This is a genomic window from Actinoplanes sp. NPDC048791, from assembly GCF_040650095.1.
In the GTDB taxonomy this organism is placed as follows: Bacteria; Actinomycetota; Actinomycetes; order Mycobacteriales; family Micromonosporaceae; genus Actinoplanes.
In genome coordinates this window covers 1-15,114 of the sequence record NZ_JBEZGQ010000100.1, presented here as the reverse complement: position 1 = coordinate 15,114, position 15,114 = coordinate 1, and the positions used below count along the sequence as shown (strand labels likewise).

Genomic DNA, 15,114 nt, shown 5'->3' with positions numbered 1-15,114 from the left:
GCCGGGCCAGAACCAGGCGGTAGAGGTACGCGGCGCGGGTACCGCCGACACCACGCCAGAGGATCTGCGCGGCGACCGGCTGGCCAACCCGTCGTAGGCCGCGGGCGCGGAGCTGACGGCGAGTGGCGTAACCGGGTGGAGCACCACGCCACCAGAAGGTCGGGATGCCGTACCGGGCGCCGTCCGGGTCGTGGAAGGTGGCGCGGATGCGGGTCATCAGGCCGCGCGGGGCAGGTCGGACACGCCTATGCGGTAGGCGACGTAAGCGAAGGTCTCGCGGATAACGCGGGCCTCGGCGCGGCGCAGCCGGCGCCAGTCCAGCGGGCTCGGTCCGCCGCGGTCGTCAGCGTTCAACAGGGCGATCTCGGCATGCAGCCAAGACAGTTCGGCGTCGATCAGCAGCCCTTCGGCCTCGATCGCGTCCAGATCATTCGGCGTCGGCCCGTCGTGAGCAGGGGTGTTCAGGTCAAGGCTGTGCAGCATCATTGATCAGTTCCTTCGAGGGTCAGACAGCCCGAAGGCGGCGCGGACGTTCGGGCCGCGGCCCGGCCTGGCAGGCGTTGCAGTGATTGGCGTCAGGCGTCAACGGCGCGAGGGAAGTGCATCCCGTACAGCGGCGCCATAGAGCGCTCTGACGAACAGAAACGCGAACCATCGAGGCAATCGAAGCCATGGCAGACGACCTCCATAACGCGAGGGAATAGGAGTACGGGACTGGCCACAGCGCCACGACGCCCGACGCAGTTGGCGATTGCGCTGTGGCCAGTCCTCGGATTAGTTCAGCTAGAAACGACCCCTCGGGGTCGCCGACAGCGCGGGTACTAGCCCTTTCGACCCTTCATCCGCTCGCCCCATCGCACTCGTGGGGGTCGGCCGCCAAGCGGCTCAATGCTGATTGAGGGCAGGGCGTTCGCCGCCGTCTTCATGTCTCTGTGGAATTCATCAACGAACGTGTATCGGCCGATCGGAGTGGCGCGCATCGCAGCTCGAACAGCCGCTTTGCCGCTCCCTCAGGACCGAAATGCGAAACCGTGTTGCGCAACAGGCTATCGCAACTCAGTTCGGGACGCAACAGGGTTGCGCTACCCTCGGCGGGTGAGCGACCCTCGGAAAGATCTAGAAGCTGCGACCAGGCGGTATCGGCAGACGGCCAGTGATCACGAGAAGGCCAGGGACGAGACCATCGCCGCAGTGCTGGCAGCGCTCCGGGAGGGCGTCACCCCGGTTGAGGTGGAGCGACTTTCGCCCTTCACGGGGGCCTACATTCGCCGGATGGCCCGCGAGAACGGGATTCCGCCGGCCGCGCCCGGTCCGAAACGGTCCTTATAGACGACTCGGCCGCACCGCCCTTCTGTGCCCTTTGACCTGTGTTGTTGATGCTCACAGTCAACGCCAACCGTGCCGGATGAGCCATGAACTGCCCCGGAACTCAACCGGCACCGGACCGGCACTCGGTCTTCCATAGACATAGGGAGCTGTCGTTACACTCCGGGCAGGGGCACTTACTCAGGAGGAGATGCGATGCTCGTCGTCTCGACCTGGAACGGCCGCTATGCGGCATCGCTTCGGCTCGCGCTCCGTATGTCCTGCGATGACTTCGCCGCGCATCTGGGTGTCTCCGCTCGCGGCATCGCCAAGTGGGAGGCTCAACCCACGGGCGAGCTGGCATTGCGCACACAGGACCTTCTCGACGTTGCCCTGACGCGGGCGAACGACGAAGTGCGCGCACGCTTCGCGCTCAAGATGGAAGAACTGGCGAGCCAGCCGGAAGCGACCGGTGGACAACCATCGTTGACCGCCGTCCCGCGCATGCGTCCGCCGGCGTTCGACGGCCCTCAGCAAGCCACCCCTGAGTTGCTGGATTCGCTTCGCGCAGGGCTCCGTCACCACTACACGTCCGACAATCTGCTAGGGCCCCGGGCGCTTCTTCCCGTCATCACGGCGCACGCAAATTCGATCGAGCGGCTTGCTCAGCATGCCGGCGGCAAAACGCTTGACGACCTGCTCACCGTCGGTGCGGGCTACGCGGAGTTCGCCGGCTGGCTGAGCCAAGACTCCGGCGATCCTGCCGGGGCGGTGGCTTGGTACCGGCGAGCGCTGGAGTGGGCGGAGGCGGGTCAGGACGAACGCATGGCCGCGTTCGTGATGACGCGGCGTGCAGTCCAAGCGATCGGGTCCAGGAACGGTGCCCTTGCCGCACGGCTGGCACGGGTCTCGCTGCGCAGCGACTCACCCGAGACGGCGCGCGTCCGCACCATCGCCGCGCAGACCGAAGCCGTAGGGCATGCCGTTCACCGCGAAGCTTCTGAGGCAGACCGCGCACTCGGCATCGCTGAGTCCCTGCTCGCCGATGGCGGCGCCGGCGCCCCGGAAGATGGCGATCCCTCCACCGGGCGCTATTGCGACATGGGGCTCTACCTGAACATCTCCCGCGCCAAGGTGCACCTAGAATTGGGGCGCGCCAACGAGGCTGTGTCCGCGTTCACCACCGTGCTGGAGACCCTTCCGCCGAGCTACCACCGGGACCGCGGGCAGTACCTCTCGCGCCTCGCCCAGGCGTACGTGCTCGCTAAGGAACCTGACGTCGCATGCTCGCACGCCGAGGAATCGCTTGCCATTGCGGTGGCGACGGGATCGTCTCGTACCATCAACGACCTGCGGCATCTCTCTGGGCAACTCCGCCCGTGGGCGAGTCGCCCTGCCGTCGCACACTTCGATGCCCTGCTCGCCACCACCGCGTGACGGAGGTTTCGCCGTTGTTCGCCCTCGCCACTGATGCCGCACCTGGACGTCCCAACGAAGACTTCGCCGTCGCTTCCACCGATCTCGCCGTCGTCGTCGACGGCGCCGGTATCCCCTTCGGCGGATGCCACCACGGCGTCGCCTGGTACGCCCAGAAGCTCGGCGTGCACACACTGGCCGCTCTCATCGGCACCCCGGAGCGGCCCCTGACCGACGGCCTTGCCGACGGCATCGCGGCCGTCGCCGATCTCCACCGCGACACGTGTGACCTGACCAGCCCCGGCACCCCGTGCGCAGCCGTAGGCATCCTGCGCATCGGCCCCGAGAGCGTCGACGCACTCGCGCTGTCAGACGTGTCGATCGTTGTCGACTTGGACACCGGGCCAGAGGTCACCTGTGACCTGTCCATCGAAGAAATCAGCGGCACCGAGCCTGACGCGGTGGCCGGCATGCGGTTCGGCACTCCAGAACACGCCGCAGCCCTCACCGCACTCGTGAAACGCCAGACAGCGACCCGCAACCGGGGGGACGGCTGGTGGGTGGCCGCAGCCGACCCGCACGCGGCCCAGTACGCGCGCACCGCCAGCTATCCCCGCAGCAGCACACGTCGGGCCAGCGCCTTTTCCGACGGCGCCACGCGGCCAGTTGACCAGATGGCGATTCACGGATGGCCCGAATACCTTGACCTGCTAGACAAGGTCGGTCCGGCTGGTCTTATCGCGCAGGTCCGGAGCATCGAACGCAACGACCCTGAGGGCGTCCGATTCCCGCGCACGAAGCGACACGACGATGCATCCGTGGCCATGTGGACAGAGCCGCAGGAACCGACCGCCTGACCTCCGTCCGCGCTCGAACAACACCGGCGACGCTCATTCGCGTGTGTTCGCCTGCAATCGCTGACGTCTGATGAAGCCCCCCTGCCCAGGTCAGGTCCCGCGCAGCTCAGTGTGTCCCTAGCGTGTGGGTGACATCTTGGCCCAGTTCGACAGCTCCGGAGGCACGGCGTCGAGCATTCGTTGCAGCATTCTGCGGGCGTCGGCTTCGTTGTCGAAGTAGTGGGTCACCTCGCGACCGTCGGCACCGCCCTCACGGCCGAGGACTTGCCAGCCGGTCTCGGTCCTGAGCAGGAAGACGTCTCGTCGGTTAGCCCCGTACCTGCGGTTGAAGTGGTGCTCGACGCGGCGGGCCATCACCGTACGTTAGAACATGCGTTCGATCCGATCAAGTAAGGGAACTGCACCGCGGTAGTTCGTTTTTCCTGGTAGCAGCCTTGAGCGAGCCCACGTAGCGTCGGGCGGGTGGAGCCCAAGGTCGAGTATGCGATGGAGACGCTGGATGGCGCCTGGCGTGTGGAGATCATCAAGCGTGGGTGGACCGAGTGGTACCGCATCGTCCACAACGACCGTGTCCTTGACTGGCTGACCATTGCCGCGGTCCAGAGGTCGCTCGGCGAAGCTGACATCAGCATGGCGGACCTTTCCGGGGCCGCGGCATAACGCGAGCTAATCCTGCCGATCCATCCCGCCATCGAAGATCGCCTATCGTGACGGCATGGTGGCCAAAGAGATCATCGGTACCGGCCCCTTCTACGCCGGATGGGGCCGCCGGCGTCGATGGATGATCGCGGTCGGCCTGATGGTGGCCTTCCTGTGCGGCGGGCTCGGTATCGCGGTGCCGGCCGTTCTGCTGCTGGACTACACCGACCGGCAAGGCGATCCGCCCACCTCGCCAACCCAAGCCGCGGACCTATACCTGGCGCAGCTCGACCAGGGCGAGCCGATCGGGCTCCGACGCGCTTTCGCAGACGGCCGGCGTGACGAGCTGGTGGAGCAGTGGTCGCGCCTGAAGACGACGATCGAGCGGACCGATCCCGCGCCGGACAAGCTGGAGTGGTCGACGTTCGACATCGAGGATCAAGGTGACGACAAGGCCGTGGTGACCGTGCCCGTGCAGGCGGTGTGGTGGGACGGGGCCATGTCGATGGTGGGCGATGAGCACCCGTGGCGGTTCTCGATGCGGCGCGAGGACGGCGGCTGGCGAATCACCGAGGTGGAGCCATTTCCCTGGTGTGGAGGACATGTCCAGCCGAGTTCATGCTGATCCGGGCGTCGAGCGCGGTGTGGCACGACTTGGACGACTAACTCGATGACCAAGCGACGCGCCTTCGCCAGGGCCACCTCGTATGCTTAACTAGCCTCCCGTACACTAGTCGCTAGTAAAGTCACAGTCGTCAGCTAGGCCCTCAGATGCCGCCTGAGCTGCACACTCTCGGGATAGGCCTGTAGACAAATGTCAAGTCGCGCGGTCAGCATCCCCTCACCAACTCCCAGTCGGTCCTGCTTCTGGTGTCAATCGGACCTTCGCCTTAGCCTCTCTATTCCTCACTGGATCGTTGAGGCGTGACATGGGGATTATGGGGACAACGGACCCGTAGCGTCCCATGGTCGAACCCCCGGAACCGATCGACTTCGCGGAACCTGCGAACGCGCGACCAGGGTGATCAAGACCTCTATGGACACTTCCTAGCGGGCCTTGACCTGCGCCAAGACAGTGCGCCGAGTCGCCGTGGAGGCAGCGAGCAAGTCGCACGGGGTGGCGCATGCCGAATCTCACCGCATAAGCGAAGACGGGCCAGAAGTCAAGTGGGCTCCCACCAAATTCGGACCAGGAAGCCATACAAACATCATATCGAACATACGTATTAGTCGACCACTGAACACATGTGTCGGGGCATGTGTCTAGGCTCTTCATGGACAGGCCGAGGAGGGTGACCTGGTCTCCGAGATCAAGTCGGAAAACTTCGGTACGCAGGAAGGCCCCCGGGTGCGCCAACACCCGAGGGCCCGTGGTTCAGGACAACCCAACACCCCGTCACAGAGCGAAAGGTAGAACTCCAAAACCATGTCAAGACTAGAGCCTCCGCAGACCGGAGAGCACGAAGGTCCCACAAACCCGGAGCGTGAGAGCGCGCTGCCGATCAGATGGGCCGTAATCATCATCGCGGCCCTCGGCGGCGGCTTTGCCATCGGATGCCTGGTTGGCCCGGTGGAGGGCATCACCGTCGGACTGGCGATCGCTGGCCTTCTACACAAGATTCTCCCGAGGAACTGACGAGGGGTCTGGCTTGGCCGGTCGGCGCCGGCCAAGCCAGAGCACCCACGGCTACTACAGGCATGCGCAAGAGGATCGCCACGGTCCCGTGAACGGTCAAATCCGTGACGTCGGGCGGCGCTCATTGGTCCTCCTAGGGCGACCGCCACACTCCCCGCCTCGTTCGCGGTCGGCCGGCAAGGGCCGCCGGTCAGTCACCGCACGTCGTGACGAAATTCTGTACGAGTTCAGTGATGTGCTATTGCACATCCGGCAAGCAAACGTTCCCGCTTGGCCATGCAGGTGGTGTCGATCGTTGACGCTTGCGAGCGTCCGAACACGACTGCCGCCTTGGCCCGCGATCGTGGTCCAACTGACAGACTGACGGCATGCCCGAGATTCAGGCTCTTCCCGTGCTGGGTGAACTTACCGACGGACATCGACGGCAGCTCGCCTGGTTCGCAGACCATGCAGGTGGTACCAGCGGGTTGCCTGGACCTCTAGACGATGGGTCGTTGCTGGTCTCTAGGCCGAAGGGCATCTACAAACCCGCTGGCCTTGAGTACGCGCTAAGCGTCCGGCTCAACTTGGACAGTTCCTATCCAGACGGCAAGATCCGCAGGAGGGACGATGGCAGCTGGTTCTTCAACTATCACCAGGAAGGTGCCTCCGCGGCTCTGAGAGATCGCGAGTTCACGAACCGCGGGTTGATGGCCTGTATCCGGGACGCCGTCCCTGTCGGAGTCCTCGACGAGGTGCTACCCGTTGGCGGCCGCAGCCAGTACTTCGTGTGGGGCCTGGCTACGCCGGTGAAGTGGGAAGACGGCTACTTTTTCTTCGAGAGTATTGCTGGGCCAGGCGGCCCCCGCGGTGACACCTCGGCCGAGGTCCTCGTTCGCGCCGCCGAGGAAGCCATGGCTCCTCATGACGATCCGCCCAATGACGACTACGACGCCCGTCGGCGGGTCTTCCGGGAGATTGTCGAACGCCGCGGGCAGCCCAGCTTCCGCAGAGAGCTACTTGAGGCGTACGGCGGGTCTTGCGCTATCACTGGATGCACGGCGACGGACGTGCTTGAGGCTGCACACCTGCGGCCATACCGTGGCCCCGCCTCAAACACCGCCTCCAACGGCCTGCTATTGCGGGCCGACATCCACACCCTGCTCGACCTTCGCCTACTAGCGATCAGCCCGGAATCAAGGACGGTCGCTATCTCCAAGACGCTCCGGCACACCGAGTACGCAGACTTGGACGGCCACAGGCTCAAGGAGCCATCTCTGCAGACATCCAGGCCGGCGCGCGATGTTCTCGACTCCATGTGGCGCGCCTTCCTCGAAGCAGAAGCTTTGAGGTAGGCGGTAGGGAGTGCAACTGGCGCGACAAGCCAGCTGGGCAACGGCGGAACTCGCCAGGTGTGGCCAGACCCTAGCTCGGGCGCGCCGGTGGCACCTTCGCCCAGTTCGACAGCTCGGGCGTACCGCATCGAGCATCCGATGCAGCATCTCACGAGCGTCGGCTTCGTCATCGAAGTAATGAGCCACTTCGCGGCCGTCCGCGCCGCCTTCCCGCCGAGGACCTTCCAGCCGCTCTCATTGCGGAGAAGGCGTCCCGCCGGTTCGTCCCATACCTCCGGTTGAAGTGGTGCTCAACGCGATGGGCCAGGCTAGGCACGTTGGTACATGCGTTCGAGTCGATCTATATGAAGGTACGTAGCTTCGGACACCTAGAGCACTGGGCCGAGTACGCCGCGCAGACGGCGGCAAAGCCTGGCTCGTTGCGGTCGTCACACGCGCACGAGCAGGTTGAGATGAGTCCCGGTGACAGACAGACGCTGCGCCAGCCGATCGCGTCGGTCGTTGGCAGTCGCATGCTTTGGCCGCGCGAACCAGACGCTCCCGGGGCCACTTCGCCTGTTGAGCGCATCTCACACGATTGAGAAGATCTACTGTTGAGTGGCTGGCACGCCGTGGCGGCTTGACCTCCCGCTTCGTGCATGTAGCGCGTTGGAGTTCGGCGCTCCGCAACGCGGGCCGTGCTTGACATCGGCACTTCGTTGCGCTGAGCTCCTACCCAACAGCCACCAACTCGCTGTAGAAGCGACCGACCCGACGGAGGACGCCGAAGGTGACCAACCAGCGCCCCACAGTCTTCTCAGTGTTCACAGGAGCCGGCGGGCTGGACTGTGGGCTTGAAGTCGCTGGCATGGACACCATAGCCTGCGTAGAAATCGACAACACCTGTAGACAGACGTTGGAACAGAATCGGCCCGGGTGGAAGCTCTTGGACCGACAAGATGTCATGCAGGTGGCGACGAACCTTCAACCTGAAGATCTCGGGATCCGAAGAGGCGATTTAGATGTCTTGGCAGGCGGTCCACCTTGCCAGCCGTTCTCTGTCGCTGGCCAGTGGACCAACACGGGACGGCTAGGGATGTCGGATAAGCGTGCAGGTACGGTCGTCGCCATGCTCGACCTCGCCGAGACGCTACTACCGCGTGTCGTCCTGATCGAAAACGTCGCCGGCTTCCTTCAAGGAAAGGTGTCTGCTGGTCCCTATATCGAAAGCCGGCTGGATGAGATCAACGCCAGGTGGGGGACCAGTTACAAGCTGAAAGCAGCGATCGTTGATGCCGCTGACTACGGAGTGCCTCAGCATCGTAAGCGAGTTATTGCCGTAGCAATCCGCGACGGAGTTCCGTTCACGCACCCCTTGCCGACACATGACAGCAAGCCCATAACCGCTTGGGACGCTATCGGAGATCTCGGTGACACGGACGCTCCGGCGCCAGCGGGAGGATGGACCGACTTACTACCGTCGATTCCGGAGGGACACAACTATCAGTACTTGTCGTCGCGCGGGGACGGCGAGGAACTCTTCGGCTATAGGACTCGTTACTGGTCGTTCCTGCTTAAGCTAGCGCGCGATCGGCCTTCCTGGACTCTGCCAGCCAGTCCAGGGCCGGCAACAGGTCCGTTCCATTGGAACAATCGACCCCTGTCCGTCCGTGAGCGCCTGAGGTTGCAAAGCTTCCCAGACAATTGGATGGTTACCGGGAACCGAATACAGCAAGTAAAGCAAGCAGGGAATGCCACTCCGCCACTTCTCGCCGAAGTAGTCGGTCGAGCGCTAATTGATCAAGTACTCCGGCCAGGCAGTTCGCAACAAGGGCCGCCAAGGCTTATCCGTAAACGCGCCACGGCCATCCCAAGTCCTGTTGCTCCCACGCCTGTTCCTCAAAGGTTCCACCATCTGGTAGGACCTAAGAAGGCACACGAAGGGGCGGGACGTGGCCCGTCACCCCGAGTCGGATAAGGGCGCAGTGCATCGATTGCAACAGCACCCAGGTCAGGCATCCTGCGAGCGCGCAGCGGAGAAAAACGAGGCGAAAGAGTGAGAACGTGAAGTCAATTGCAGGTGGTGTGCCGGTATCGAGCCTAAAGCTTGATCCGGATAATCCCCGCCTTCCGGAAGAGGTACAAGGGAAAGATCAGTCCGAAATCCTAACGTATCTCGATGAGAATGACGTGCTCGATGAACTCGCGGATAGTTTTCTGACCAACGGCTTCTTCGAAAACGAGCCGCTCCTCGTCCTACCGCCGGATCCCGACGGCAAACGGGTTGTAGTGGAGGGGAATCGCCGCGCGGGAACGCTACTGATCCTCCTTCAGATGCCGGCGGCCGAACACGCCGGTCTGAGAATCGACTTCGATCCTCCACCGACGGCGGAGCAGCTACAAGAACTCAGCGCCGTTCCCGCCTTTGAGGTCGCCGACCGAGAAGAAGTTTCAAGGTATCTCGGCTTCCGTCACATTAGTGGGCTGAAGACCTGGGATCCTGAGGCGAAAGCCCGATACCTGTGGAGTCAAGTCGAGGAAGCCGCCAGAAAGGGCTCGGAAGATCCCTTCTATGAAGTGGGTCGACGGGTTGGGAGCAACGCCCTCGGAGTTCGAAACGCGTATAACGCGTATAACATTCTGCGTCATGCCCGTGACGAGATGGGTCTTCGAAAAGAGACACAATTCGTTCTTCGTGAGAAGTTCGGCGTTTGGACCAGACTTCTCGGTACGGCAAATATCCCTGACTACATCGGTTTGCCGCGGACTGCGACGTCGTACCCAGAGGTCCGCAACCGCCCTAACTCCATGAACGCCGAACGCCTCGTCGAGGTACTAACTGACTTAAGCCCGAAGGTTGGACAGCGAAGGGCCGTACTTCAAGACTCGCGGGACGCGACAGACTATTCCGACGTTCTGGCAAATGACGTGGCACGTCGCACCTTGCGAGAGTACGACAACCTAAATCTCGCTCGTCAGGTCGTTGAGAACGCGCAGCTTTCCGGGAGGCTTGCGGATCTTATTGCTACAGTCGAGGTGCTCCAGCGCGATGTGCCGAGAATGGAAGAGGTTACCGAGGACGATGCCGCCCGCGGACGTGAACTAAGCGCACTCACACGTGCGTTGTCGGCGGTAATCGAATCTCAAGTTCGCGCGAAGGCCGATTCGTGAGCCAAAGTTCACCGAATATCGTAGAAGCAAATATTGACGTCTACGGAACCTATGCGCGTGCCTCCGCGCTCGCGGATTACTTGGAAGTAGCAGCGGTCCAAGGTATCCGGATTACGAAAGACGGTCTCGCTGACATCGCCGAGCAACTGAATTGGTCGAGGAAGAGCCGACGAGCGATCATCGTGGAATCTGACGACCCCGCGGATGACCCCGATGCCTGGCCGGAAGAGGCGTTCACTGCCCTCTCAGAAAGGCAGGACATACTCAGGGATAAGTACCCATTTGCGTTGAGAAGCACCTACCTGAAGTATGACAAAAGTATTGACCCGCGAGATAGTCCGTACATTGGGCTCTTGGCGCTGACTGTCATTCACGCATGGAAGCTCACATGTTCAGTACGTCCAACCGACCGCCTGGAAGCTATCGCCGCGGACGTGCTGAGGGGCAAGCAGCTCCAGGTAGCTGGCATGGGAACCGCCGACAGGGGGGGAGTTGGCTTCGTCGAAAATCTCTCGCTTGCCGCGAAGTCTGTGGGGTTGAACGCAGCGTTGAACCCCGTCCCACGGAAGCGGTCGGCGAAAGACGCCGGCGTCGACACGCTGGCGGCATTCACTTGGAAGGACGGACGCCGTGGCCACTGGGTCATGATTGGTCAGGTCACTTGTGCCAAGAGTAATGAATGGAAGATGAAGCTTAACCAGGCCGAACCTGGAACATGGCGAAGCTACCTACAAGAGCCGCTCGATCCGCAGCCTTTTCTTGTAATACCCCATCACATCGAAGCTCGAATGTTGGAGGACTTGCTTAGTTCCGGCCGAGGACTCGTCCTCGATCGGCTGCGCTTAACAGAAGGAAAGAGCGCTAACAGCATTGAGGACATCACGATGATTGAAGCCCTGTTGGCCGCTCAAGTGCAATAACCGCATACCGACCTATAAAGCGTTGCGCTCTTGGACCCGATAGGTCATGAGTGAGTGAGACCTGAGTTAAGCCGAAGTGGCCCAAGCGGCGATCTCGGAGGCGTACTCTGAGGGATATCGCGTTGCATGGGTCGCCGTTCCTGGCTCAGTGGCCGTCCCTATTGCGAGGTAAGTCGGACCGCACATCAGTCCACCTTTCTTACCGTTTGGGATTGGTAGATTTGACGAAGGAGAACGGTTGTGGCTGTTTCCTCATCGGCGTCTGCGTTGGGTCCTTGAACCAGTATCAACGCCCTTAGCGACCCTACGCTATGCACTAGATATGGCACGCCATCTGACTTGTCTCCAGGCCCGTAGTGGTGCGATGGCGCCATCCGACACCCTTCGTCCAAGCCGAGCCGAGCAGACAGGGCCTGCCTGGTCAAGGTCGGTCAGACATAGGTGCTTCACCTGCCCACGCAGACCCTGTCCGCACTACAGTTTGTGGACGAAGGCCGGCGGGACGGCAGGAATACCACTCGGACTAAGGGCGCCGGGCAAACGTTAGAGCCAATGCCGCCGCAAGAAGCGAGAAGCCGAGAACAGACAGAACAATGGCCGCTACCAGCTCGGGCGCGCCATGTGGGCCCTTCGTAAATGCGATTGACAGGACTATCGCAATCCCGCCGCCAGCAAAGACACCTCCAAAAGCATTAGCTATGTTGATGAAGTTCGCGTTTCGCGCCGATCCAGCTCCGACGCGTTGCGCGGCGGCATCCACATGAGCCTCGTCGATCGTAGACAAACCCGCTCTCCGCGCTGTTCGAGCTGCCTCCTGCCCTAAGTCTCCTAGGTACTCGGTGTAGAGGATCTCCAACTTCGCCCTCGCGGCAGGGCTCATGGTAAGCGGTTCCTTGGGCCTACGGTTTAGCTCATCATCTATGCGTTGTACTGCATGGCCTATGTTGGCAGGTGTGGGAACTGATCCGCCAGCCGGCGCGATGGAGGGAACGCTCACTTCGCGCCCCTAGTAGACAGCGCCTCCATGGCTTGCTCCCAGCTCTGCTGGTCACGAGTGGCATGCACGGTTAGTCTTCGTAGCTCCGGATCAGAGATGTCTCCTAGCGCGAACTTGCGAGGAGCTTGGCGGCGGAACCTGAAAACTGCATAGGTTAGCACCACTAGAATCGCTAGCGTTAACAGTAACGCCGCAATCCAAGTCCCTGTGCCGAACGGGAAAGCGAAACTTGTAACACCAGCGACATCCGCGAGCAGGCCAATCACGGCCAACGCCCCAGAGAGTCCCGCTGCAGCTGTCGGCACGGCGGTCGACAAAGACTTCGACTGGCGGCGAGCATCATGATCCAGTACGACCTGAATATCGCTCAGGGCAGTCGGTGTCTCGTGAGCTATATCGACGATATCAACCTTCGACTCTCGATGTGGTGCCGATCTTGGCCGTGGCACGCCTACCTCACTTCGCTCCTGCGACTTGGGTTTCTCGGTCAAGTGTCACCTCGTTCAACGAGCTGGGCCGGCGTTCAGTAACCCCCATGCTGACGGGTTCAAGTCGCCGTGTACAGACGAGTGTCGATCTGGTGTCGCCGACGCCTCTACCCGAAGCTCGCAGGTGGGCGCTCGGAGATTGAACGCCAGTGCCGCTGAGGCTAGCCCTGGCGATGGCCGCGTACGTGGCGGTCGCGACGAAACAGTCGAAGCATGAAGGGGAACTCGTCAGTCAGGCGTGCAGCCCGTGCCCGTTACCTGCCCGGTATAACAGCCAGTGGGCGGTTACGGCAGTCCAGCGGTCAGGAACTCCCGTCGGGATGAGTGGTCTGTGGTCTGTGGTCTGTGGTCTCAGTCTTGGTCTCGTTCGTGAGCGTTCGCGTACAGTCGTGGGCGACCGGCGTAGCCCGCTTGCCCAGCTCACGCAGGGTGCCGATCATCGGCGAACTCTCGATCACAGACCTCGAAAGCGTGTGAGGGTGCAAGCCCTCCAAGGGTTCAAATCCCTTCACCACCGCCAGCAAGCAGGGCAGACGCCCGGTGACTCCGCGCGAGTCACCGGGCGTCTCTCTGTCTGGTCGTAGTTCGGACTCAGTTGGCCTCGTCCGGCGGCCCGGACGCAGGTCCCGCAGCCGGGATATGTGCTCGCCGCACACCGAAAGTCCTGGCCGGCTGTTGTCGTCACGGCAGGTGGACCATTTGCTGGGGGAGGCCCGATGAGATGCCGACCAGCGCGGGACTCCGTCCCTCGGGGCTTCGGCGTGCAGCGGACCTCGGTTGTGACAATGCTCGCCGACCTTCCGGTCCAAAGCTTCGTACAACTGTGCTGCTGTCGTGCCTCAGGCGGAAGTGGCGCACGATGATCGCGCCGTTTGCGGGTCTACGGAGTCGGGCAAAGGGGTGTCTCGTACCGCCCATTGGCTCGGCAACAGTTTCAGGCGTTGCTGTTGGGTGCTTCGGTAGTACTACCTGGTTCTTTCGTTGATGCCGCATCAGATGTCGTTGTGTGCATCGAGTAACCCGAGCGAGAGATCAGTGCAGAGATGATCTGTACTGTTACGGCGGTGCGCTGCTCGACGTCGGTCATCACCTCGCACAGCTTAACCGCCAGCATCGTGTCCTGAACCTGAGAGAGTCGCCCATAAAACGTGGTGACCTGTCGCGAGGCTTGGTTGTACAGATAAAAGCAGTAGGCCCCTACGAACTGGCCCAGCAGCCCTGCGACACCTGCGATCAGAGGAACCGCCAGGGTGGGGTTGTCATTATCGCCGTAGTAGAGCAACCCAATTCCAGAGAGAATAGCCATAAATCCTAGAACGACAGCGGAGGCGCCGATTCGAAAGCTGTTCCGGGCGTGGCTCTTGTTGATGGTGTAGTACTCGGTAATTTGATTGAGATTCAACTCGAGGTTACTGTACACGTCCCCGCCGCCAGTCTGACGGATCTCTTTCTCGATGGCTATGCGAGCCGCCGCCAACTCGGCGAGTTGATCATCCTCGTTCCTGACTACGGAAATCGTGCCGGAAGCATACGAACCCAGAACGGCAGTCAGTGTGATCAGACCTGCGGCCCCGATAACCGCAGGAGGTGCAATCAATAGTGGGTGGGGGCCGTTCTTGTCTGCCAGGAGAACCGCAGTGACGATGAAGGCGGCCGAGATGGCGACCGCGACAAGGCTTATAATTGTTCCAGGGCGGCGGCTGCTCGTTCGAGCTCGAAAATGATCGACCAGAATCCGATACAGTGCGTCTAGTCCAAATGCCTGGAACATATCTACCTTCGCGTTGAGTCTGTGATCATGTTGCTCGCGGTCAGGGCGACAGGGTTCGGGTCGGGAAAGCCGGGCACAACACGGCGCGGATGGTTGAGGATTCTTGAGTGCAGACTAGCGTCCGTGGTCAGCGGCCTGTGACGCTGGTCCGATGCCGCCGGATGTTCGTTCATCGGCGTGCAAATCCCACCACCGCCAGCAGGCAGAAAGACGTACGGTGACTCCTCGCGAATTACCGTGCGTCTCCCTCTAAGGCATCGCCGTGATCTCCAACTCACTCAATCCGTCCAGTACCGCATCGGACGCACTCGTAGGTTGGCCAAGTCGTTGCTGTTCAGCTAAGGGGTCTGGGGTTCCGGACGCCGCTGTCAGCCATACCGTTGACCACGAGCGCGTTCGCCGAGATCTCGCAATCGGTGAGCCGTTGTTTCGGACCACCTGACAACCGGGCGGGATCAGCACTATGAGCCCGCCGGAACGGACGAGACCGCCTGTCACCGTAGCGTCGACGTCGGTCTACGGTGCCCCGCTCGCTGTACGACACCTGCGACGGGCATGATGGCGCGGTTCGTGGCCACGCTGCCGCCGATGGCAGTGGCCG

11 protein-coding genes and 1 pseudogene are annotated in these 15,114 nt (G+C 62.1%); 8 read left to right on the top strand and 4 right to left on the bottom strand.

Features of this window, described 5'->3' with window-relative positions; translation table 11 throughout:
• Positions 1 to 217, bottom strand: a pseudogene (locus tag AB0C29_RS10710) (hypothetical protein); the annotation flags it as partial.
• Positions 217 to 486, bottom strand: a complete 270-nt coding sequence (locus AB0C29_RS10705) for a DUF6284 family protein (RefSeq protein WP_360818239.1) — start codon at positions 484 to 486, stop codon at positions 217 to 219. The gene AB0C29_RS10705 and the pseudogene AB0C29_RS10710, both read right to left, overlap by 1 nt.
• Before the next feature lie 1,035 nt (positions 487 to 1,521).
• Here AB0C29_RS10705 and AB0C29_RS10700 point away from each other — a divergent pair.
• The gene (locus AB0C29_RS10700) at positions 1,522 to 2,742 is read left to right on the top strand and encodes a hypothetical protein (protein WP_360818236.1); all 1,221 of its coding nucleotides are present in this window, start codon (positions 1,522 to 1,524) and stop codon (positions 2,740 to 2,742) included.
• A 14-nt stretch (positions 2,743 to 2,756) separates the two neighbouring features.
• Positions 2,757 to 3,578 (top strand): hypothetical protein, encoded by an 822-nt coding sequence (locus AB0C29_RS10695; protein ID WP_360818233.1) that lies wholly within the window; start codon positions 2,757 to 2,759, stop codon positions 3,576 to 3,578.
• 117 nt (positions 3,579 to 3,695) lie between these two features.
• On the opposite strand, the gene AB0C29_RS10690 is transcribed toward AB0C29_RS10695, so the two are convergent.
• Positions 3,696 to 3,932, bottom strand: coding sequence for a hypothetical protein (locus AB0C29_RS10690; RefSeq protein WP_360818230.1), 237 nt, complete (start codon positions 3,930 to 3,932; stop codon positions 3,696 to 3,698).
• Between the two features lie 108 nt (positions 3,933 to 4,040).
• On the opposite strand from AB0C29_RS10690, the gene AB0C29_RS10685 reads away from it, so the two are divergent.
• From AB0C29_RS10685 to AB0C29_RS10660, 6 genes are all read left to right on the top strand, one after another.
• Positions 4,041 to 4,238, top strand: a complete 198-nt coding sequence (locus AB0C29_RS10685) for a hypothetical protein (protein WP_360818227.1) — start codon at positions 4,041 to 4,043, stop codon at positions 4,236 to 4,238.
• 55 nt (positions 4,239 to 4,293) lie between these two features.
• On the top strand, positions 4,294 to 4,842 hold the full coding sequence (locus AB0C29_RS10680; protein WP_360818224.1) for a hypothetical protein: 549 nt from the start codon (positions 4,294 to 4,296) through the stop codon (positions 4,840 to 4,842).
• 1,379 nt (positions 4,843 to 6,221) lie between these two features.
• Complete coding sequence (locus tag AB0C29_RS10675) at positions 6,222 to 7,187, top strand: HNH endonuclease (protein ID WP_360818221.1); 966 nt, start codon at positions 6,222 to 6,224, stop codon at positions 7,185 to 7,187.
• Positions 7,188 to 7,956: 769 nt separating this feature from the next.
• Entirely contained in the window at positions 7,957 to 9,144 is a 1,188-nt protein-coding gene (locus AB0C29_RS10670) for a DNA cytosine methyltransferase (RefSeq protein ID WP_360818218.1), read from the top strand.
• Between the two features lie 86 nt (positions 9,145 to 9,230).
• Entirely contained in the window at positions 9,231 to 10,337 is a 1,107-nt protein-coding gene (locus tag AB0C29_RS10665; RefSeq protein WP_360818215.1) for a hypothetical protein, read from the top strand.
• The gene (locus tag AB0C29_RS10660) at positions 10,334 to 11,257 is read left to right on the top strand and encodes a hypothetical protein (RefSeq protein ID WP_360818212.1); all 924 of its coding nucleotides are present in this window, start codon (positions 10,334 to 10,336) and stop codon (positions 11,255 to 11,257) included. The genes AB0C29_RS10665 and AB0C29_RS10660 overlap by 4 nt, the downstream gene beginning before the upstream one ends.
• 2,419 nt (positions 11,258 to 13,676) lie before the next feature.
• Here the strand turns inward: AB0C29_RS10660 and AB0C29_RS10655 are convergent.
• The gene (locus AB0C29_RS10655; RefSeq protein ID WP_360818209.1) at positions 13,677 to 14,513 is read right to left on the bottom strand and encodes a hypothetical protein; all 837 of its coding nucleotides are present in this window, start codon (positions 14,511 to 14,513) and stop codon (positions 13,677 to 13,679) included.
• Positions 14,514 to 15,114: the final 601 nt, after the last annotated feature.